This is a genomic window from Stenotrophomonas sp. C9D9 (genome assembly GCF_056491205.1).
In genome coordinates this window covers 320,179-339,689 of record NZ_JBSZIF010000004.1, presented here as the reverse complement: position 1 = coordinate 339,689, position 19,511 = coordinate 320,179, and the positions used below count along the sequence as shown (strand labels likewise).

Genomic DNA, 19,511 nt, shown 5'->3' with positions numbered 1-19,511 from the left:
GACACGCCGTCATGGTGCGGCTGTGGTTGGGGTCAGAGCCCTTTCCTGCGGAAAGGGATCCGACCCCGATGGTTCGTTCAATACACATCGCGCCGGTAACGTCCGGCCAGCAGCAGCGCTTCCTTGCCTGCGGTACCCAGCACCTGCTCGATCACTGCATCCACGGCCGGGGCCATGCCCTGCAGGCTGCCGCAGACCAGGATCGCCGCGCCTTCATCGACCCACTGCCGCAGCGTTGCCGCTTCGGCCAGCAGCCTGTCCTGCACATAGCGATGCGTACCGCCGTCGCGGCTGAACACTGCATCCAGCCGCGTCAGCGCGCCGTTGGCCAGCATCGCCTGCAATTCTTCGCCGAAATGGAAGTCGTGCGCGGCGGTGCGCTCGCCGAACAGCAGCCAGGTACGACGCGCGCCACGCTGGGCACGTTCGTGCAGGTGCGCGCGCAGGCCGGCGATGCCGGTGCCGTTGCCGATCAGCAGCAGCGGTACATCGGCGGGCGCGCCATGGAAATTGTCGTTGCGGCGAAGTCGCAGCTGCACCGGTTCGCCGAGTGCGGCGTGGTCGCACAGCCAACCGCTGCCGATGCCGGGTGTGCCATCGGTGCGCAGCTGGCGACGCAGCAGCAATTCCACCGCGCCGTCGGCCATCACCGATGCGATGGAATACTCGCGATGGGGCAGCGGTTGCAGGGTTGCCAACAACGCGGGCAGATCACCCGGAGGGACCAGCGAGGGCAGATGCGAGCGCTCGATACGGGCCAGCAGCGCCTGCCCGTCATCCAGCACGGTGTCTGCATCGAAGCCCTGTGCATCGAGCCAGGCGCGCGCGCTGTGGCGTGGGTGCTGCGGGCCGATCTCGGCGATGTCGCCGGCCTGCCATTGCACATCGACGCCAGGCGGTGGCTGCAGGCGCAACCAGTACACCGGGCCGCCGGGGCTGCCCGGATTCAGATGCTCGCGTTGCAGCAGCGTCCACGGCTGATACTCGGCCGGGCTCCAGTCGGGCAGTTCAGTGGCGCCGCCGCCAAGTTGTCCCAGCAACTGCTGCCAATGTCGCAGCGCCGCCGGATCGGCATTGTCGACCTCGATCGCATCGAACAGCGGATGTGCACCGTGCTGGCGCAACCACTGGTCCAGCTGGTGGCCGAATCCGCAGAAGTGGCCATAGCTGCGGTCGCCCAGCGCGAGCACGCCGTACTGCAGATGCTGCAGCGGAGGCGGCGTGGCCATCACCCCGCGCAGGAACGGCAGGGCGTGGTCGGGCGGATCGCCTTCGCCGGTGGTGCTGGCAATGAACAGCGCGCGCTGGCTGTCGGCCAGCAACGCGGCATCGACCTCATGCAGTCCGCGCACACGCACCGGCACGCCGGCACCGCGCAGGGCCTCGGCACTGCGTTCGGCCAGTTCGCGGGCAAAGCCGGTCTGGCTGGACCAGACCAGCAGGATCGGGGGCGTGTCACCGGTTGTGGCATCGTCGCGCGGACGACTGCGCCACCACAGTGCTGCGCAGGCCAGCGCGTACAGCGCGGTGGTGATGATGGCGATCTGCGATTGCCGTGCCGGCGGTGCGCCCTGCCACCAGGCTTCGCCGAGGTGAAGTCGCAGCAGCGCCCAGGCGATCAGCGCCAGTACGATCAGTACAAGTGCGTTGCCGAGCAGTGCGCGCGATGGCCGAGTGCTCATGCGTCCTGCCCGTCGAGCAGGCGCTGGAAGGCGCTGCTGAGGAATTCGCGGGGGCCATCCGCTGCGCGTTGCAGGTAGCGTGCGGCCAGTCCTTCGCGTTCGGCCAGCGCCATGCCCTGTTCGCGACCCAGCACGGTCAGTGCGGTGGCCCAGGCATCGGCGTGCATGGCGTCGTCGGCTACCACGGTTACTGCCGCGGCGACCTGCCGCACCGGTCTGCCTGTACGCGGGTCGAGGCTGTGACTGTAGGCCTCGCCATCGGCCTGGTACTGGTGCCAGCGATCGCCGGAAGTGGCCACCGCCTTGCCGTCCAGCGCCAGCACCCGTGGCGGGGCATCGGTGTGCGCATCCTCTTCCGGTGCGGATTCCACCAGCACGCGCCACGGCTGGCCGTCCGGTTTGCGGCCGTAGCCGGCCAGCTCGCCGCCAACTTCGATCAGCGCCGCGGCGATGCCCTGCGCGCGCAGCCAAGCGGCGACATGATCGACGCCGAAGCCCTTGGCGATCGCAGAGAGATCCAGTTCCAACCCGCCCGGTTGCAGCAGCGCATCGTCCTGCCACTGCAGGCGCTGCCAACCGCATCGGTCGCGGGTGGCCTGCAGGGTGTTGGCATCGGGCAGGTGGCGATCGCCTGCGTGTGCACCGAACCCCCATAGCGCCACAAGCGGGCCGACGGTGGGATCGAAGGCGCCGTCACTGGCGGCAGCGATGGACTGTGCGCAGGCCAGGACGTGGCGCGTTTCGGCGGGCAGCACGCACCATTGGCCGGCGTCGGCGCGGTTGTAGCGGCTCAGATCCGAACCGCGCTCCCAGGTGCTCATCTGCGCGACCACCTCATCCAGCCGCGCCTGGATGCCAGCGTGCAGCGGGTGTAGGTCGCGCTGGCGCGACGCGACCAGCGACACACTCCAGGTGGTGCCCATGGTGGTGCCACCGAGGCGGGCGATGTCGAGCAGGGAATCGGTCATGGTGATGCGTTGCGGCGGCGATGCCGGGGATTGCCCGGCATCGCGGTCCACATTACTGCGGCAGCACTTCCAGCGTGGCGACGTAGCTCAGGCGGCGCTTGGCGGCCTGCTTCACCGACGTCTTGTTGTCCTCGGTGCCGGTTTCCAGCCAGTACATGCCGGCTTCCGGCCAGGTCACCTTGATCTCGCCCTTGGCGTCGCTGGTCAGCTTCAGCTCGTCCTGCGCGTTGCGGTAGCGGGTGGCGCCACGCACGATCTCGAACTCCAGGCCGGCGGTCGGCTTGCCATCGACCAGCACGCGGAAGGTGGCTTCCTCGCCGGCGAACAGGTCATTCGGGTGGCCGACGGCGACCAGTTCGATGCCACGGTTGGTCGGCTTCAGCGCGGTATCGTTCGGCGCGCCGTTGGTGACGAAGGTCTCCACGCGGCCGACCGACTGGCTCACTTCCAGCTTCTTCGCGTCCTTCGGCAGTTCACCGAAGGTAGCCACGCTGCCGCGCCAGCGCTTGCGCTCGCCGTTCTGCTCGTAGGTGGCGAACAGCCCGTCATTGACCGAGGCAATGCGGTAGGTGCCGGGCTGCTTCAGCTCAACGTCGAACACGCTGCGGTACTTGCCGGTGGCGGCGTTCTGCGGCTGTACGGTGCTGCCATCCGGGGCGGTGATCACCACCGACTCCAGGCGCAGCGGCACGTGGTTGAAGTAGAACAGGTCGTTGGAGACCGCACCGTCGACGGTGATCCACGGCGCGTTGCCGGCGATCACGGTCTGCGAGGGCAGCAGCCAGGCCTTGTGGGCCAGGGCGGAGAAGGGAAGGGCAGCGGCCAGGGCGGCGGCGAGGACGAGCGTGCGCTTCATGCGGAAGACTCCAGTTGGAAGGGGTCGGATCCCTTTCCAACGGAAAGGGCTCTGACCCCGAAGGATAGGGCGATGGGGTCAGAGCCCTTCCTGCGGAAGGGATCCGACCCCGGCTCAGGCAGTTACGGTTTGACGGCGAGGGTGACCTGGCCGAGTTCGGTGGCGCCCTGCGCCTTGCCGTTCTGCGCGGCGGTGGCCGGCCAGGTGAAGGGGATCTTCAGCAGTTCACGGCCACCGACTTCGCGCACCGCTTCGACCACCAGGGTGTAGTTGCCCGGGGCCAGCTGCTTCAGTGCCGGCTGCTTGTCGTTGAACGACAGCGCGTGCTTGCCGGCCGGGCGGGTCGGGCCGGTCACGCCGTCCACCGGTACCTGCAGGGTGCGGCCGCTCTTGCGCCACCACTGGCGCAGGTCGGGCAGCCACTTGGTGCCGTGGCCTTCGCTGTTGCTGGTCTGCTGATACCAGACCGACAGGTTGGCCGCGACCTTCTGGTCGGCGCCTTCCAGCCACACTGCCACGTACGGGCGGTGGTACTCGGCCACGTTGAGCTTGGGCACTTCGACGTTGATGTCGAGGGTGGTGGCATAGGCCGGCGAGGTGGCCAGCAGGCCGCTGAGGGCGATGGTCAGGGTGACGCGCATGGGGCGGCTCCGGGGAAACGGATGGAATTCATGGGGGACGTCAGTGGATCAGCAGCAGGGCGATCAGCAGCGGAATCATCAGGCCGAGGCCGACCAGCGGCCAGGTCATGCGCCGCTGCCGCGCATGCAGGTGCAGCAGGAACAGGCCGGTGATGCAGAACACCAGGCAGGCCACGGCGAACAGGTCCAGGAACCAGCCCCACGCCGGGCCGGCATTGCGGCCCTTGTGCAGGTCATTGAGGTAGGACACGACGCCGCGCGAGGTCGATTCGTATTCCACCGCGCCGGTCTCGCGATCGATGCTCAGCCAGGCGTCGCCGCCGGGGCGCGGCAGCGACAGGTAGATCTCTTCGGCCGACCACTCGGCCGGGCGTCCACCGATGGCGATGCCCAGCTGCGTGTCCAGCCATTGCCGGGCCGGGCGCGGGATCGGTGCGTTGCCGTCTTCGCGCGTGCCGAGCTGGCCGAGAAGTTCGGCCGGCAGTTCCAGCTGCTGGTTCTGCACCTGGGGTTTGGCTTCGATCTTCGCCGCATGGTTGAGGGTCAGACCGGTCACCGCGAACAGCAGCATGCCGATCAGGCACACCGCCGAGCTGATCCAGTGCCACTGGTGCAGCGTCCGCAGCCAGAAGCCACGGTTCTGTTGCTGCTGCACGGTGGAGGAGGCAGGACGGCTCACGGCACGGTTCGGGGCGGACGGGGACTGCCCATTACATCATTGATGAGAATAGCTCGCAATTGCGTATCGTTCTGTATCCCTGGAGGGGAGTGCCGGCGGCGGTCAGCTGCCGGCACCATCACTGATCAGTAGATCCACGCCATGCGTGGATGAAGCGGTGCCGACCAAGGTCGGCACCCGCCGGGGCAGGGCAATGCCGGTGCGCAGAGGTCAGAACTTCGCGTTGAGCGAAATCCAGTAGCTGCGGCGCTGGTCCTTGGTCGCATAGTCGTCCACGCAGTTGAACTCGCTCTGGCTGATCAGCAGGCACGACTGCGAGACGAAGTCCTTGTCGAACAGGTTGTTGACCCGCGCGTTCACCGTCAGCCATGGCGTGGCCTTCCAGCTGCCGCCGAGATGGAAGATGGTGTAGTCCTCGTAATAGCGGGTGTGGCTGGCGCCGTTGGCGTCCAGCAGCGTGTCGCGGTAGCGGTCGTAGCGGCCTTCGCCGATCAGCGACAGGCTGACCGCTTCGTTGACCTGCCAGTTGAGGCTGGCGTTGGCCATGTGCCTGGCCGGCATCGTGCCGCTGATCGGCAGGCCCTTCTGCGCGCCGCTGGTCTGCTCGCTCTTGGTCCAGGTGTAGTTGCCGCGCAGCTGCAGGCTGTCGAGCAGGTCGACATGCGCGGCCAGTTCGGCGCCACGGGTCTCGGCCTTGTCGATGTTCACGCTCTGGGTGAAGGTGCTGTAGCCCAGTGCCGCCCAGCCCGGGCCGATGTCCACGCAGTAGCCGCTGCCGGCGCGGGCCACTTCGCAGTTCGGGAAGGTGCCGCCGCTGGCGATCTTGTCCTCGAACTTGTTGAAGAAACCGGTGACGTTGAAGCCCCAGCGCTGACCCTCGTAGTAGGCGGCCAGCTCGTAGTTGGTGCTGGTTTCCGGCTTCAGGTTGGGCGAGCCCACCAGCGGCAGCACGCCCTGGCCACCGAAGCCGGTGATGCCCGGGAACAGCTGGTCCGGACGCGGGGTCTTGTAGCCGGTGCTGACGCCACCCTTGAAGGTCCATGCGTCGCTGGCGTTCCACACCAGGTAGCCGCGCGGGCTGACATGGCTGCCGAACACGTTGTGGTCGTCGTAGCGCAGGCCGAAGGTGGCGGTGAGGGTGTCGGTCAGCGCCCAGTTGTCCTCGGCGAACAGCGCCCACATGCGGTGCTTCTGCTTGACGTTGCTGCGGTAGCCGGCGCCGTCCATGCCGAACACACCGTCGACCATGTCAGTGTCGTTGTACTGGCCACCCACGGTCAGCTTGTGCGCGCCGAAGTCCAGGTCGAGCATGGTGTCGAGCACGTAGCCTTCCAGCTCCATGGTGCGCAGCGGACGCGGCAGGAATGCCTGCAGGCGCGCCATCTCGCTCGGGTTGAGGGCTGCAAGCGCATTGCCACGGCCGGCCGCGCAGTTGTTGGCGGCACCGGTGCGGCGGCAGACGTCATTCCACAGCGTCTGCAGGTTGGCGCGCTCGTCCAGGGTCAGCGGCAGCGAGCGGCCGAGGTTGCTGCTCTTGCTGTGGGTCAGCGAGGTCTGCCAGGTGCCGAAGCTGTAGCGGCCCTGATGGGTCAGCGACAACTGGTCGCGCTCGTAGCGCTGGTAGGCGGTGTAACCCACGCGCGGCTGCACCACGCGGCGGGTGAGCGTGCCGTTGCCGTTCGGGTTGGGAATGACGGCGTTGCCGACGCGCCACAGGCTGGCCAGGCTGTCGAGGGTGCCGGTCTGGCCTTCGCTGTTGTCGAACTTCTGCCGCGACACGTCGTAGTCCAGCCACAGTTCGTGGTCGTCATTGATGCGGAAGTCCAGCCGCACGCCGCTGTTCCAGTTGGTGTTGGCGACCGACTTGCCGCCGCCACCGAAGCCGATGCTGCGCTCCCACAGGGTGCCATCCGGCAGCGGCAGCGCATCCCATTCGGGATTGGAGGCCTTGGCGTCGTAGTAGCTGCCGCGTACCGCCAGGCTGAGGCGATCCTTCAGCAACGGACCGCTGAGGTACAGGTCGGTGGTGCGTGCATCGCCGAACTGGTCGTCCTGCTGCACGGTGAAGCCCTGGGTCAGCGCGCCGTGCCAGCTGTCCTGGTTGCGGCGTGTGATGATGTTGATGACGCCGCCCATCGCGTCCGAGCCGTACAGCGTGGACATCGGCCCGCGTACCACTTCGATGCGTTCGATCGCATCCAGCGGCGGCAGGTAGGCGAACTGGCCGCCACCGAAGTTGTTCGGATAGATCTGGCCGACATTGCTCTGGCGGCGGCCGTCGATCAGCACCAGGGTGTACTCGGACGGCAGGCCGCGCATCGAGACGGTGGCGCGGCCGTTCTTGTCGGTCGCTTCCAGGCCGACATCGATGCCTTCGACGTCGCGCAGCGCGTCGACCAGGCTGGTGTACGGGCGCTTGCTCAGTTCCTCGCGGCTGACCACGCTGATGCTGGCCGGAGCGTCGATCACCTTCTGTTCGAAGCCGGAGGCGGTGACCACCACCTTGTCCAGCGTCTGTGGCGCGCCGGAAGCGTCACCGTGGGCGAAGGCAGGGGCGGTCATGGCCGCCAGCACGGCGCTGGTCAGCAGGGAGCGGGACAGGGACGAACGGACACGATGGCGCTGGGCCATGGCAGTTACCTCGAAGGATGCAGGGTGGTGCGACGCCGTGCGCGAAGGGCGCGGCAGGCACGGAAGGCCCGGAAGGCCCGGAAGGCCCGGTCAGGGGCGGCAGGGATGGAGCAGGCAGCGGCGTGCGGGCGCGACCGCGCAGGCGGTCACGTCGGGCCGTGGATCAGGCGAGCGGCGGCGCCTGGCCGCGTTGCTGGCGACGCCCGGGCGCATCGGCCCAGGGCGTGTCCGGAGCGGCCAGCGGCCAGTCCGGGCGCACGCCGGGCATGGCCGGCGTGGCGGGTACGAGTTCGAGTTCAGTGCGCAGCCATTGGCTGGCCAGCAGCAGTGGCGGACGTGCCTTCTCGGCCGACTTCACCGGAGCGGACGCGCAGCGGCGCAGCTTGGCTGGCGCCTCTTCCTGCAGCGGCGCTTCGCCACCGCGCTCTTCCAGCGGCATCTGCACGGCCATTCCGGCGTGGGCCTGTGGCAGCAGCGGCAGGGTGCCCAGCAGCAAGGCCAGCATCGCCACCCACGCCAGCAGGCTGGCCAGCGCGGGACGCTGGCCGCGCATGGCGGTGCCCATCTTGCGATGGATGAGTGGGCGAGGGCGAAGCGGGCGCAGCAATCGGTGTCCCCAAGGGTCTGCCGGCAGCGGCCGGCATCAACGGGGCGTGATTGTAATGAGAGCTGTTAGCCGTTGCAAATGAGAATGATTGCCAAAATATCGCAGGCCGGCCAGGTGGGGCTCAGACTTCGCTCCAGCGCCGCAGCAGGTTGTGGTACACGCCGGTCAGCTGCAGCACCGCCTCGGCGTCGCCGCCGGTCTGCCGCAGGCGCTCGATCGAGCCATCCATTTCCCACAGCAGGCGCCGCTGCACGTCGTCGCGGATCATGCTCTGCACCCAGAAGAACGAGGCCACGCGCGCACCGCGGGTGACCGGCCGCACCTGATGCAGGCTGCTGGACGGATACACGATCAGGTCGCCGGCCGGCAGCTTCACCTCGTGCTCGCCGTAGGTATCGCTGATGACCAGCTCGCCGCCCTCGTACTCCTCGGGCGCGGACAGGAACAGGGTGCAGGAGATGTCCGAGCGCAGCTGCTCACCGTTGGCCAGGTTCATCACCGCACCATCGACGTGGAAGCCATAGGTGCCGCCCCCGCTGTAGCGGTTGAAGCGCGGCGGCAGGTACTTCAGCGGCAGCGCTGCGCTGAAGAACAGCGGGTGCCGGGCCAGCGCGACGAGGATGATCTCGCCCAGTTCGCGGCGCAGCGGCGAGGCCTCGGGCAGCTGCTGGTTGTGCTTGGCCTGTGCGCCCAGATGGCCCACGGTTTCGCGGCCATCGGTCCAGTCGGCGGCGTCGAGGCGGCGCCGGAAATCGGCCACCTGGTCGGCGCTGAGAATGTCGGGGATGTGCAGCAGCATGCGGAACTCCTCAGAGGGACGGCGGTGCGACCAGGGCGCGCACCTGCGGATGCGGCGACGCGGCCAGTTCCGGCACGATGTGCGCCATGAACGCCGGGCTGCCGTGCGCCAGTGCGAGCCGCAGCCAGTGCACGGCCTGCTCGACCTGGCCGGCCTGCAGCAGGATCGAGGCGTAGTTGGCCTGGCCGCGGAAATCACCGGCTTCGGCCGCGCGCTGGTACCAGGCGAGCGCCGCCTGCGGATCGGGTGCGGTATCCAGCCCGTCTTCGAGGTGGCGGGCCAGCAGGTTCATCGATTTGGCGTGGCCCAGGTGCGCGGCACGGGTGTACAGGGCCAGTGCCTGCGCGCGGTCCTGCGGAACGCCACGGCCGGTGGCCAGCAGGTTGGCCAGGTTGTACAGGCCCCAGTCCAGCCCGGTGTCGGCGGCGCGCCGGTACCACACTGCCGCCAGCGTCGGGTTGGCCGCGGTGCCGTGGCCCAGCTCATGGCAGCGGCCGAGCATGTTCATCGCCATCGGCGCGCCGTTGTTGGCGGCGGTTTCGTACCAGAGCAGCGCGGCCGAGGCGTCCTGCGCGGTGCCTTTGCCTTCCATGTGCATCTGCGCGAGCAGCAGTTGTGCATCGACCTGTCCAGCCTGCGCGGCGTCGCGCACGCGTGCGAACGCGGCCTGCGGATCGTGCTGCAGCAGCTCGGCCAGGGCGTCGCTGTCGATGGGGGTGCGGGTAACCATGGGGTGAGTATCGCCGGAAACAAAAACGGCGGCAGGAGAGCCTGCCGCCGTGGTGGAGCGAAGTTACATCAGAACTTCACGTTCAGTGCCAGGGTGGCCGAGCGACCCGGGGCGATGCTCGCGTAGTGCGAGGCATAGGCCTTGGTGAAGTAGGTCTTGTCGGTCAGGTTCTGCACGTTGAGCTGCAGGCTGATGTTGTCCTGGATCGCGTAGCTGGCCATCGCGTCGAAGCGGGTGTAGCTGGGATCCACTTGGTGTTGGCGACATCACCGTACTGCTTGTCCGAGTAGAACGCACCGGCGCCGATGGTCAGGCCGATCGGGAAGCGGTAGGTGGTCCACAGGTTGGCGCTGTGCTTGGCGGTGTTCGGGAACACGTTGCCGTTGTACGGCGACGGCACGTAGACGTTGGACGGGCAGGTGCGGCCGGACACGGCGCACACAAAGCCGTTGTCCTTCAGTTCCGAGTCCAGGTAGGTGTAGCCGCCATACAGGCTCCAGGCGTCGGTCAGCTGGCCGGTGAAGCCCAGCTCGAAGCCGTTGATTTCCTTCTTGCCGGCGTTCTGGCTGGTGCCGTTGTCGACGGTCACGCGTGCGTTGTTCATCACCGTGTGGAAGATCGCGGCGGTCAGGTTCAGGCGCTTGTCGAACAGATCCCACTTGGTGCCCAGTTCGAGGTTCTTGGTGTCCTGCGGCTTGAGGTCAGCCACGGCGGCGCTCAGGCCGTCCGAACCGTCGCCACCGTCCATGCCCGGCGGGGTCGAGGAGGTGCCCCACGACAGGTAGATGCTGCCGTTCTCCAGCGGCTTGAAGACGACGCCAGCCTGGTAGTTCAGGAAGTCGTTGTCATTGCGCACGCGGGTCGGTGCCTTGCCAGCCACCGGAGTGGTCAGGGTGGTGCTGTAGTCGTCGTAGCGCAGGCCGACGTTGAAGCTCCACTGTGCATTGAGCTCGATGGTGTCGAACAGATAGGCGGACTTGGTCTTGGTGCGCTGCTCGACGTCCAGTGCCTTGTCGCTGCGGTACACCGAATGAGTGGCCGCCCACGGATCACGCGGGTTCGGGTTGGCGAAGTCGGTGCAGTTGTAGCCGGTGGCCGCGCCCGTGGTCGGGCACTTGCTGTTGCCGGTCAGCGGGTTGCTGGTGCCCGGGGCGATCAGGTAGCTGCCGCGGGTCATCTTCTCGTCGCTGTATTCCACGCCAGCGCTGTAGCTGTGCTTGAGCGCGCCGGTCTGGAAGGCACCGGTCAGGCCGAGCTGGTCGGCGAAGCTCTTGACGTCGACGGCGCGGCTGTTGGTACGGCGCCACAAGGTGCCGTAGTTATTCGGGTTGCCCTGGCTGTCGTCCGGCTGGGTCCACAGGTAATCATTGCTGGTGTTGCCCAGGCGCGCGATGTTCCGCAGCTTGTGGCCGCCGAAGTCGAAGCTGGCATCCAGGGTGCTGATGTCGGCACGGGTGCGCTGGAAGTCACGATCGACCAGGCCGTAGTAGTTGTTGCGGTCCGGCACCATCGGCGGCCGTCGACCCACTTCGAGGCCGGTGCACCGTTCGGGTTGCCATACGGGAAGCCACCCGCGTCCGGCAGGTCATCGCTCTGCATGTGGTAGTGGCTGGCGATCAGCTGCGCCGGGCCGTTCAGGCCGAACGCGATCGACGGTGCGATGCCCCAGCGGCTGACATTGGTAGCGTCACGGCCAGGGATGTCCGACTCGTGCTTCATCAGGTTCAGACGGGCGGCGATGCCATCGCCCAGCACGTAGTTGGCATCCACGGTGCCGCGCGCGTAGCTGTCGGTGCCGATGCCCATGCTGGCGCTGGTCTCGTTCTTCAGCTTCGGCGTCTTGCTCACCAGGTTCAGGCTGCCACCACCGGAATCACGGCCACCGTAGGCCGAGCTCGGGCCCTTGACCACTTCCACCTGCTCCAGGTCGAAGATTTCGCGGGTCTGCGAGCCGACGTCACGCAGGCCGTCGACGAAGATGTTGCTCTGCGAATCGAAGCCACGGATGAAGGGGCGGTCGCCGGTCGGGTTGCCGCCTTCGCCGGCACCGAAGGTGATGCCCGGCACCATGCGCAGCGCATCCTGCAGGTTGGTCGCACCGGTTTCGGCGATCAGCTTCTCCGAGACGATCGACACCGACTTCGGGGTGTCCAGCAGTTCAGCGGTGAACTTCGGCGAGGACGGATTGAACCAGCTGCCGCGCACCTGCACCTTGTCCAGGTCGGTGGCCTTGTTATTGCCGGAGGCGGCGCTGTCGGCGGCCTGCGCGGCCAGCGGCGCGAAGCCGGCGGCCAGTGTGGCGGTGGCGAGCAGGGAAACGCGCGGGGCGCGCTTGCGGGACGTGATGTGGGTCATGGCTTGGGTGGTAGTGGCTGGGATCGGGAAAGGGCGAGGGCCGAAGCGCAGGCAGCGCGACGGCACATAGGGGGCTTCTTCTGTAGAGCCGAGCCGATGCTCGGCTACGCGGCGGACGACTTCAGGCGCACGGCAACGGCCGCAGGGCGCCTCAGCTGGCGTGCGGTGCGGGCGGTGCGTGGCCGGGGTTCAACCGCAGTGCGGGATCGCGCAGCTGCCAGCGCAGCGCGTCGGAGCGCCACAGCGGGATATGCGCGACCAGGGTGACGCGCGCGGGGGCCATGCCGGTGCAGGGCGAGGAGCCCTCGCCATCAAGCGGGGGCTCCGGTGCCGGTACGGCGTGCTGCGGGCATTCGTCCGCCGGCGGGACAGGCAACGGCATCGCCTGGTGAAGATCTTCGGCGTGTGCCTGCCAGCCGTGGGTGGCAGGCCCGTGGCCGCGTCCTTCGTGCAGGGCCGACCAGCCCAGCAGCAGCGTCAGCAGCACGGCCACAGCCAGCGGCCACCCCTGGCGGGCGAGCTGGCACAACGTGGCGGTGGGCGCGGGCGAAGCCATGGCGCAGGGGGCCGGATCGTTACGAAGATGTTACGTAGGATAACATCAACGATAATGATTCGCATATGCGCAATCAGGCGGGCCAACTGGAGGGCCCGGAAGGGCCCTGGGGCGCCGCTCAGGACGCTCTGGTAGATCCACCCCATGGGTCGAGATGCGCCTCGGCAGGGACGCCCTGGGGCGATTCCTGCAAGCCGTGCGCGACCTCAATCGCGGTCGTCGCGGGTCCAGACGGCGTCGTGCTCGCGCTTCACCGGGAACTTGGGCACCGGGGTATAGGCCGGTGCGCACAGGGCGCGGCCATCGCGTACGTCGAAGCGCGCGCCGTGCAGCACGCACTCCACGCTGCCTTCGGCGGTGTTGAACTCACCCGAGGACAGCTCGAACTCCTCATGTGTGCACTGGTCTTCCAGCGCGTACAGCTCGCCGTCGAGGTTGAACACCACGATCGGCGTGCCGGTCACTTCGTCGAACACGCTCTTCATTTCACCGGGCAGCAGTTCGGCGCCGGCACAGACAAAGGTCCAGGCCTCGCTCACGCGGCGGCTCCGGCCAATGGCTTTTCCAGGACCTCGAAGCGCAGGTCGTCGCGCTTGGGAATGCCGAAGCGCTCGTCGCCATACGGGAACGGCTTCTTGATGCCGGTGCGCTGGTAGCCACGACGCTCGTAGAAGGCGATCAGTTCGTCGCGCACGTCGATCACCGTCATCTGCATCACCGGCACCTTCCATTCGTGCGCGGCGTGCGCTTCGGCGGCGTCCATCATCTGCTTGCCGACGCCGCCGCCCTGCTGGGCCGGGTCGACCGAGAACATGCCGAAGTAGCCCTTGCCCTCGACATCGGCGACGTGGGCGCAGGCCACCAGCTGGCCCTCGCGCTCGGCCAGCAGGATGGTGGAGCGCGGGCGGTCGAGGTCGGCCTGGATGCCTTCGGCGTCGATGCGGGCGCCATCCAGCAGGTCGGCTTCGGTGGTCCAGCCGACGCGGCTGGCGTCGCCACGGTAGGCCGAGGTGACGAGGGCGATCAGGGCGGGGATGTCGGCCGGCGTGGCGGCGCGGAAGGTAAGGGTGGTCATGGCCCCATTCTAGGTGGGGCGGGGGCGGGCGCAAATGGGGGAGGGCCCTCGGCGGTCCTAGCAACCGCTATGCTCGCGCTTGATCAAATGCCAGGCGGAGTGCAGGGGTGGGCATATCGAAGGGAATCGCGCTGGCAGCAACTGCCCTGCTTGTGGCTCTTCTGGCTTGCCTGCCGGCGCGCGAGGAGGGTGGCGGCATCGCGCCCAACGGCCTGGGGTGCCCGGGTTTCAGTGCGTCCCGTGCGTTGCCGGTCACGCTGGAGGCGCTGCGGGCCGATCCGAGGCGCTATCACGGGAGGCTCGTGCGCGTACGTGGGGCCTACGTTGAGAGCTTTGAAATGTCCGCGCTGCACCCGGGGCCGCCGGTGCAGGATCCATGGGCGGCCGAGGGCGTGTGGGTGAATGGAGTTCCCATCATGGCGCTGCCGTCGGAGCAGGCGGTTGAACTCACCGGAATCGTAGAGGCGGGCCGGCCCGCTTTCCCTTATGGCAAGGGGCACCTTGGGCAATGGCCTGCGGCGCTCTGCGTGTCTTCGATCCAGCCCTTGCCGACGCCATGAAAAACGCCGCGGTTTCCCGCGGCGTTTCCGTTGCTTCCGGCTGCGCTGGGAGTCTTACCCCAGCAGCTTGCGTACCTTGGCCAGCGCGGTCATGAAGCGCTCGATCTCGGCGTGCGTGTTGTAGAACGCCAGCGAGGCACGGCAGGTGGCGGCGACGCCGAAGTACTGCAGCAGCGGGTGCGCGCAGTGCTGGCCCGAGCGCACGGCCACGCCTTCCAGGTCGAGCAGGGTCGCCAGGTCATGGGCATGCGCGCCATCGATCAGGAACGAGACCACGGCGGCCTTCTCCGGCGCTTCGCCGATGATGCGCAGGCCGTCGACGCGGCGCAGCTCTTCGGTGAAGTGCGCCAGCAGTTCGGCTTCGCGCGCTTCCACGTTCTCCTGGCCAAGCTGCTGCAGGTAGTCGGCAGCCACGCCCAGGCCGATGAAACCGGCGATGTTCGGGGTGCCGGCTTCGAACTTGTGCGGGGCATCGTTGAACACGGTGCCGTCGAAGCTGACTTCCTTGATCATCTCGCCGCCACCAAGGAACGGCGGCATCGCGTCCAGGTGCTCGCGACGGGCCCACAGTGCGCCGGTACCGGTTGGCCCGCACATCTTGTGGCCGGTGATGGCGTAGAAATCGCAGCCGATCGCGGCCACGTCGACCTTGCGGTGCGGTACCGCCTGCGAGCCATCGACCACGGTGATGATGCCGCGCTTGCGCGCTTCGCGGCAGATCTCGCGCACCGGATTGACCGTGCCCAGCACGTTGGAGACATGGGTGACCGCCAGCAGCTTGACCTCCGGGGTCATCGCCGCGCGCAGCGCATCCAGGTCCAGCGCACCATCGGGGGTGATCTCGGCCACGCGGATGGTGGCGCCGGTACGCTGCGCGACCAGCTGCCACGGCACGATGTTGGCGTGGTGCTCCATGCGCGTGATCAGGATCACGTCACCGGCCTTCAGTCGCGGCAGCGCCCATGAGTACGCCACCAGGTTGATGGCGAAGGTGGTACCGCTGCACAGCACCAGGTCGCCGGGGCGCACGTTGAGGAAGTGCGCCAGCTTGTTGCGCGCACCTTCGTAGGCATCGGTGGCTTCGCTGCCCAGTGCATGCACCGCGCGGCTGACGTTGGCGTTGTAGCGACGATAGAACTCGTCCACCGCGCCGATCACCTGCACCGGCTTCTGGCCGGTGTTGGCGTTGTCGAAATAGACCAGCGGCTTGCCGTGCACTTCACGCATCAGCAGCGGGAAGTCGAGGCGGACGCGATCCCAGTCGGGGGCGCCGGTGCGTTCTTCGATCGGGCGCGGCGTGGACAGGTTCATGCCACACCCGCCTCGGCCAGGGCCTTGTCCAGGCGGCGAGCCAGTTGCGCACGCAGCGCATCGGGCAGGATCTTCAGCGGTTCATGGCAGAACGCAGCGCTCAGCAGTGCCTGCGCCTGGGCCTGCGGCAGGCCGCGCGAGCGCAGGTAGAACAGCGCATTGGCATCGAGCTGGCCGACGGTCGCACCGTGCGCGGCCTTCACTTCATCGGCGTCGATCACCAGCGTCGGCTGGGTGTCGATCTCGGCATCGGCCGACAGCAGCAGGTTCTTGTTGGACAGGTTCGCGTCGGTGCCGTCGGCGCCTTCGCGGATCTGGATGCCACCATGGAACACCACGCGGCTGCGGTTGGCCGCAACGCCGCGCCACAGCAGTTCGCAACTCGTATCGCGTGCGATGTGGTCGATGCCCAGGCGGGTTTCGACGTGGCGGCGGCCATTGCCGAGCAGCACGCCGTTGGCGGTCAGCTGGGCGTTGTCGCCTTCCAGGCGCACGTTCAGTTCATGGCGGCTGAGCGCGGCGCCCAGTTCCAGGTCGACGCGGTGGTACTGCGCGTCGCGGGCCAGCACCGCGTCGGTGCGCAGGAAGCTGGTCTGGCGCGCGCTGCCGGCCTGCACGCGGGCGTGCTTGAGCATGGCATCACGGGCGACGTGGGCATGCAGCACGGTGTTGTCCAGGTGGGCGGAGTCACCCACGCTGAAGCGGTGCTCGACCACGCCGAGGCTGGCGCCGGCACGCAGTTCGATCAGGTGGCGGTGGTGCCAGGCCAGGTCGGTCTCGCCGGCGACGCTGGCGAACACCAGCTGCAGCGGTGCTTCGACCTGCACGCCTTCGTCCACGCGCAGCACCACGCCTTCGTCGGCCAGTGCGGCGTTGAGGCGGGCGAAGACCTCTTCACTGCGCTCGTAGCGGCGGCCGAGGAAACGCACGGCGTCTTCACCGGCGGCCAGTGCGGCCGACAACGGCTGCAGCTGCACGCCGGCCGGCAGCGCCTGCACGTCGCTCAGCGCGGCATCCAGGCGGCCGTTGACGAACACCAGGCGCGGGGCCGGGATGTCTTCCAGCAGCGCGGCGTCCAGCGCCGGGCCCTGCAACGGTGCCGCGGCGAACGAACGGCGTTCCAGCTGGCGCAGCGAGGTGTACTTCCAGACTTCGTTGCGGGCGGCCGGCAGGCCGTCGCGCAGGGCCGCATCCAGCACTTCGCGGCGCGCATCGCTGCCGCAGAAGGCCTGGGCCATCGAATCAAGCAGGGCGCTCATCAGACCGCCGCCTCGGGCACGACCCGGTCCTTCAGGAAATCGTAGCCGTGTGCTTCCAGCTCCAGCGCCAGTTCCGGGCCGCCGCTCTTGACGATGCGGCCATCGGCCAGCACGTGCACCACGTCCGGCTTGATGTAGTCCAGCAGGCGCTGGTAGTGGGTGATGACCAGGAACGAGCGGTCGGCGCCGCGCAGTGCGTTGACGCCGTCGGCCACGCTCTTCAGTGCGTCGATGTCCAGGCCCGAGTCGGTCTCGTCCAGGATCGCCAGCTTCGGTTCCAGCACGGCCAGCTGGAAGATCTCGTTGCGCTTCTTCTCGCCACCGGAGAAGCCTTCGTTGACGCCACGGTGCAGCAGTTCGTCCTTCAGGTGCAGCACGGCCAGCTTCTGGCGCACCAGCTTGAGGAACTGCATGGAATCGAGTTCCTCCTCACCGCGTGCCTTGCGCTGGGCGTTCAGCGCGGCGCGCAGGAAGTAGGTGTTGTTCACGCCCGGGATCTCCACCGGGTACTGGAACGCCAGGAACAGGCCGGCGGCGGCACGCGCTTCCGGGTCCTGCTCCAGCAGGTCGACGCCGTCGAACTGCACGCTGCCTTCGGTCACTTCGTAGCCGTCGCGGCCGGCCAGGACATTGCCCAGGGTGGACTTGCCGGCGCCGTTCGGGCCCATGATGGCGTGCACCTGGCCGGGCTTCACATCCAGCGACAGGCCCTTGAGGATTTCCTTGTCGCCGATGCGGGCGTGGAGGTTTTCGATCTTCAGCATGGTGGGGGTTTCCGTGGGGCGGGCCGGGGCCCGCCGGTAAAGAGAATGCGTTTGCGAGGGGCAGGGGCGGGCGGTCAGCCCACCGAACCTTCCAGCGAGACTTCCAGCAGCTTCTTGGCTTCCACCGCGAACTCCATCGGCAGTTCGCGGAACACCTGCTTGCAGAAGCCGTCGACGATCAGCGACACCGCGTCTTCCTGGCTGATGCCACGGGCGCGGCAGTAGAACAGCTGGTCATCGGAGATCTTGGAGGTGGTTGCCTCGTGCTCGACGGTGGCGCCCGGGTTCTTCACCTCGATGTAGGGGAAGGTGTGCGCGCCGCACTGCTTGCCGATCAGCAGCGAATCGCACTGGGTGTAGTTGCGCGCGCCGTCGGCGTTGCGGTCGACCTTGACCAGGCCGCGGTAGGTGTTCTGGCCGCGGCCGGCGCTGATGCCCTTGCTGACGATCTTGCTCTTGGTGCGCTTGCCGACGTGGATCATCTTGGTGCCGGTGTCGGCCTGCTGGCGGTGATGGGTCAGCGCGACGGAGTGGAATTCACCCACCGAGTCGTCGCCCAGCAGCACGCAGGAGGGGTACTTCCAGGTGATCGCCGAGCCGGTCTCGACCTGGGTCCAGGTGACCTTGCTGCGCGCGCCACGGCATTCGGCACGCTTGGTGACGAAGTTGTAGATGCCGCCGACGCCGTTCTCGTCGCCCGGATACCAGTTCTGCACCGTGGAGTACTTGATCTCCGCATCTTCCAGCGCGACCAGCTCGACCACCGCGGCGTGCAGCTGGTTCTCATCGCGCATCGGCGCGGTGCAGCCTTCCAGGTAGGAGACGTAGGCCTTGTCCTCGCACACGATCAGGGTGCGCTCGAACTGGCCGGTGTGGCCGGCGTTGATGCGGAAATAGGTGCTCAGTTCCATCGGGCAGCGCACGCCCTTGGGAATGAACACGAAGCTGCCATCGGAGAACACCGCCGAGTTGAGCGCGGCGAAGTAGTTGTCGCCGACCGGCACCACGGTGCCCAGGTACTGGCGGACCAGCTCCGGGTGTTCCTTGATGGCCTCGGACATCGAGCAGAAGATCACGCCCTTCTCGGCCAGTTCCTTGCGGAAGGTGGTGCCCACGGACACCGAGTCGAACACCGCATCCACCGCCACGCCGGCCAGCTTGGCGCGCTCGTGCAGCGGCACGCCCAGCTTGTCGTAGGTGTCGAGCAGTTCCTTCGGCACGTCATCCAGCGAGGCGTACTTCGGGCCCTTCGGCGCGGAGTAGTAGCTGAGCGCCTGCAGGTCGATCGGGGCGATCTCCAGCTTGGCCCAGTCGGGCATCGGCATGGTCAGGAAGTGGCGGTAGGCATCCAGGCGCCACTGCGTCATCCACTCCGGCTCTTCCTTCTTGGCCGACAGGGCACGGATGGTGTCCTCGTCCAGGCCCGGCGGCAGGGAGTCCGATTCGATCTCGGTGATGAAGCCGGCCGAATACTTGCGGCCGAGCTGCTCGTGGATCTCGCGGTTGGGGGTGTCGTCGTGGGCGACGTTTTCGATGGTTTCGGTGGCCATGGGGGGCTGCCTACGGATCAGGAGACGACGTCGACAGCGATGGTGCGGCGCTGTTCGTCATCGGCAAGGGGGAGAGGGGGCAGGATCTGGGCGAGGGTGACATCGCGCAGGGCCTCGGAGACCACGTCGTTGATCAGCCGCCAGCTGCTGCGCGCGCCGCACTTGGGCGCCATGCCGCACTGATGGTGGTCGTGGCTGCATTCGGTCAGGGCCAGTGGCCCTTCCATCGCTTCGACCACTTCGAACAGCGAGATCTCGATGGCCGGGCGGGTCAGCCGGTAGCCGCCACGGACGCCGCGCAGGCCTTCGACCAGGCCGGCCTGGGCCAGCGGCTTGAGCACCTTGCTGACGGTGGGCGGCTCCAGACCGGTGAATTCGGCCAGCTCTGTCGCGCTCAGCACTTCGCCCGGACGGGCGGCGAGCACGGTCAGCACGACGGTGGCGTAATCGGTGAGTTTGGTGACGCGCAACATGGGGATGCGAGTGGT

18 protein-coding genes and 1 pseudogene are annotated in these 19,511 nt (G+C 67.7%); 1 reads left to right on the top strand and 18 read right to left on the bottom strand.

Annotated elements, in window-relative coordinates:
- Positions 1-77: 77 nt before the first annotated feature.
- The 13 genes and pseudogenes from ACXI0D_RS06935 to ACXI0D_RS06875 form a co-directional block, all read right to left on the bottom strand.
- Entirely contained in the window at positions 78-1,682 is a 1,605-nt protein-coding gene (locus tag ACXI0D_RS06935) for a sulfite reductase subunit alpha (RefSeq protein WP_101765061.1), read from the bottom strand.
- Complete coding sequence (locus tag ACXI0D_RS06930) at positions 1,679-2,650, bottom strand: FAD:protein FMN transferase (protein ID WP_101766382.1); 972 nt, start codon at positions 2,648-2,650, stop codon at positions 1,679-1,681. Before ACXI0D_RS06930 ends, ACXI0D_RS06935 begins: the two co-directional genes overlap by 4 nt.
- A 52-nt stretch (positions 2,651-2,702) precedes the next feature.
- Positions 2,703-3,506: a DUF4198 domain-containing protein gene (locus ACXI0D_RS06925; RefSeq protein ID WP_014036267.1), complete on the bottom strand. Its 804-nt coding sequence runs from the start codon at positions 3,504-3,506 to the stop codon at positions 2,703-2,705.
- Positions 3,507-3,628: 122 nt separating this feature from the next.
- Positions 3,629-4,147, bottom strand: a complete 519-nt coding sequence (locus tag ACXI0D_RS06920) for a DUF2271 domain-containing protein (protein ID WP_004147429.1) — start codon at positions 4,145-4,147, stop codon at positions 3,629-3,631.
- Between the two features lie 40 nt (positions 4,148-4,187).
- Entirely contained in the window at positions 4,188-4,826 is a 639-nt protein-coding gene (locus ACXI0D_RS06915; protein ID WP_101765062.1) for a PepSY-associated TM helix domain-containing protein, read from the bottom strand.
- Positions 4,827-5,036: 210 nt separating this feature from the next.
- Entirely contained in the window at positions 5,037-7,457 is a 2,421-nt protein-coding gene (locus ACXI0D_RS06910; RefSeq protein WP_479642442.1) for a TonB-dependent receptor domain-containing protein, read from the bottom strand.
- Between the two features lie 163 nt (positions 7,458-7,620).
- Complete coding sequence (locus ACXI0D_RS06905; RefSeq protein WP_014036270.1) at positions 7,621-8,022, bottom strand: hypothetical protein; 402 nt, start codon at positions 8,020-8,022, stop codon at positions 7,621-7,623.
- Positions 8,023-8,185: 163 nt separating this feature from the next.
- Positions 8,186-8,863, bottom strand: a complete 678-nt coding sequence (locus tag ACXI0D_RS06900) for a Fe2+-dependent dioxygenase (RefSeq protein ID WP_049442941.1) — start codon at positions 8,861-8,863, stop codon at positions 8,186-8,188.
- Between the two features lie 10 nt (positions 8,864-8,873).
- Positions 8,874-9,593, bottom strand: a complete 720-nt coding sequence (locus ACXI0D_RS06895; RefSeq protein WP_049442940.1) for a tetratricopeptide repeat protein — start codon at positions 9,591-9,593, stop codon at positions 8,874-8,876.
- Positions 9,594-9,661: 68 nt separating this feature from the next.
- Positions 9,662-11,948: pseudogene (locus ACXI0D_RS06890) on the bottom strand (TonB-dependent receptor).
- A gap of 151 nt (positions 11,949-12,099) precedes the next feature.
- Complete coding sequence (locus ACXI0D_RS06885; RefSeq protein ID WP_119007185.1) at positions 12,100-12,504, bottom strand: hypothetical protein; 405 nt, start codon at positions 12,502-12,504, stop codon at positions 12,100-12,102.
- 206 nt (positions 12,505-12,710) lie between these two features.
- Positions 12,711-13,043, bottom strand: a complete 333-nt coding sequence (locus ACXI0D_RS06880) for a non-heme iron oxygenase ferredoxin subunit (RefSeq protein WP_014036275.1) — start codon at positions 13,041-13,043, stop codon at positions 12,711-12,713.
- Positions 13,040-13,579, bottom strand: coding sequence for a GNAT family N-acetyltransferase (locus ACXI0D_RS06875; RefSeq protein WP_075675136.1), 540 nt, complete (start codon positions 13,577-13,579; stop codon positions 13,040-13,042). Before ACXI0D_RS06875 ends, ACXI0D_RS06880 begins: the two co-directional genes overlap by 4 nt.
- A gap of 107 nt (positions 13,580-13,686) precedes the next feature.
- Here ACXI0D_RS06875 and ACXI0D_RS06870 point away from each other — a divergent pair, with 107 nt between their 5' ends.
- Positions 13,687-14,139 (top strand): hypothetical protein, encoded by a 453-nt coding sequence (locus tag ACXI0D_RS06870; protein ID WP_049447236.1) that lies wholly within the window; start codon positions 13,687-13,689, stop codon positions 14,137-14,139.
- Positions 14,140-14,193: 54 nt separating this feature from the next.
- Here the strand turns inward: ACXI0D_RS06870 and ACXI0D_RS06865 are convergent, their stop codons facing one another.
- The 5 genes from ACXI0D_RS06865 to ACXI0D_RS06845 form a co-directional block, all read right to left on the bottom strand.
- On the bottom strand, positions 14,194-15,450 hold the full coding sequence (locus ACXI0D_RS06865; RefSeq protein WP_049447235.1) for a cysteine desulfurase: 1,257 nt from the start codon (positions 15,448-15,450) through the stop codon (positions 14,194-14,196).
- Positions 15,447-16,709, bottom strand: coding sequence for a Fe-S cluster assembly protein SufD (sufD, locus tag ACXI0D_RS06860; protein WP_119007184.1), 1,263 nt, complete (start codon positions 16,707-16,709; stop codon positions 15,447-15,449). Before sufD ends, ACXI0D_RS06865 begins: the two co-directional genes overlap by 4 nt.
- Positions 16,709-17,473 carry a Fe-S cluster assembly ATPase SufC gene (gene sufC, locus ACXI0D_RS06855; RefSeq protein WP_032957818.1) on the bottom strand — a complete coding sequence of 255 codons (765 nt, stop codon included), beginning with the start codon at positions 17,471-17,473 and terminating at the stop codon, positions 16,709-16,711. The genes sufD and sufC overlap by 1 nt, the downstream gene beginning before the upstream one ends.
- Positions 17,474-17,547: 74 nt before the next feature.
- Positions 17,548-19,023: a Fe-S cluster assembly protein SufB gene (gene sufB / locus ACXI0D_RS06850; protein WP_049447231.1), complete on the bottom strand. Its 1,476-nt coding sequence runs from the start codon at positions 19,021-19,023 to the stop codon at positions 17,548-17,550.
- 17 nt (positions 19,024-19,040) lie between these two features.
- Complete coding sequence (locus tag ACXI0D_RS06845; protein WP_005408436.1) at positions 19,041-19,496, bottom strand: SUF system Fe-S cluster assembly regulator; 456 nt, start codon at positions 19,494-19,496, stop codon at positions 19,041-19,043.
- Positions 19,497-19,511 lie beyond the last annotated feature (15 nt).

Coding starts and splice junctions, on each gene's coding strand:
- ACXI0D_RS06935 (WP_101765061.1), bottom strand. CDS start 1,682: ATGAGCACTCGGCCATCGCGCGCACTGCTCGGCAACGCACTTGTACTG.
- ACXI0D_RS06885 (WP_119007185.1), bottom strand. CDS start 12,504: ATGGCTTCGCCCGCGCCCACCGCCACGTTGTGCCAGCTCGCCCGCCAG.
- ACXI0D_RS06920 (WP_004147429.1), bottom strand. CDS start 4,147: ATGCGCGTCACCCTGACCATCGCCCTCAGCGGCCTGCTGGCCACCTCG.
- ACXI0D_RS06875 (WP_075675136.1), bottom strand. CDS start 13,579: ATGACCACCCTTACCTTCCGCGCCGCCACGCCGGCCGACATCCCCGCC.
- sufB (WP_049447231.1), bottom strand. CDS start 19,023: ATGGCCACCGAAACCATCGAAAACGTCGCCCACGACGACACCCCCAAC.
- sufD (WP_119007184.1), bottom strand. CDS start 16,709: ATGAGCGCCCTGCTTGATTCGATGGCCCAGGCCTTCTGCGGCAGCGAT.
- ACXI0D_RS06930 (WP_101766382.1), bottom strand. CDS start 2,650: ATGACCGATTCCCTGCTCGACATCGCCCGCCTCGGTGGCACCACCATG.
- ACXI0D_RS06905 (WP_014036270.1), bottom strand. CDS start 8,022: ATGGGCACCGCCATGCGCGGCCAGCGTCCCGCGCTGGCCAGCCTGCTG.
- ACXI0D_RS06845 (WP_005408436.1), bottom strand. CDS start 19,496: ATGTTGCGCGTCACCAAACTCACCGATTACGCCACCGTCGTGCTGACC.
- ACXI0D_RS06865 (WP_049447235.1), bottom strand. CDS start 15,450: ATGAACCTGTCCACGCCGCGCCCGATCGAAGAACGCACCGGCGCCCCC.
- ACXI0D_RS06925 (WP_014036267.1), bottom strand. CDS start 3,506: ATGAAGCGCACGCTCGTCCTCGCCGCCGCCCTGGCCGCTGCCCTTCCC.
- sufC (WP_032957818.1), bottom strand. CDS start 17,473: ATGCTGAAGATCGAAAACCTCCACGCCCGCATCGGCGACAAGGAAATC.
- ACXI0D_RS06900 (WP_049442941.1), bottom strand. CDS start 8,863: ATGCTGCTGCACATCCCCGACATTCTCAGCGCCGACCAGGTGGCCGAT.
- ACXI0D_RS06910 (WP_479642442.1), bottom strand. CDS start 7,457: ATGGCCCAGCGCCATCGTGTCCGTTCGTCCCTGTCCCGCTCCCTGCTG.
- ACXI0D_RS06895 (WP_049442940.1), bottom strand. CDS start 9,593: ATGGTTACCCGCACCCCCATCGACAGCGACGCCCTGGCCGAGCTGCTG.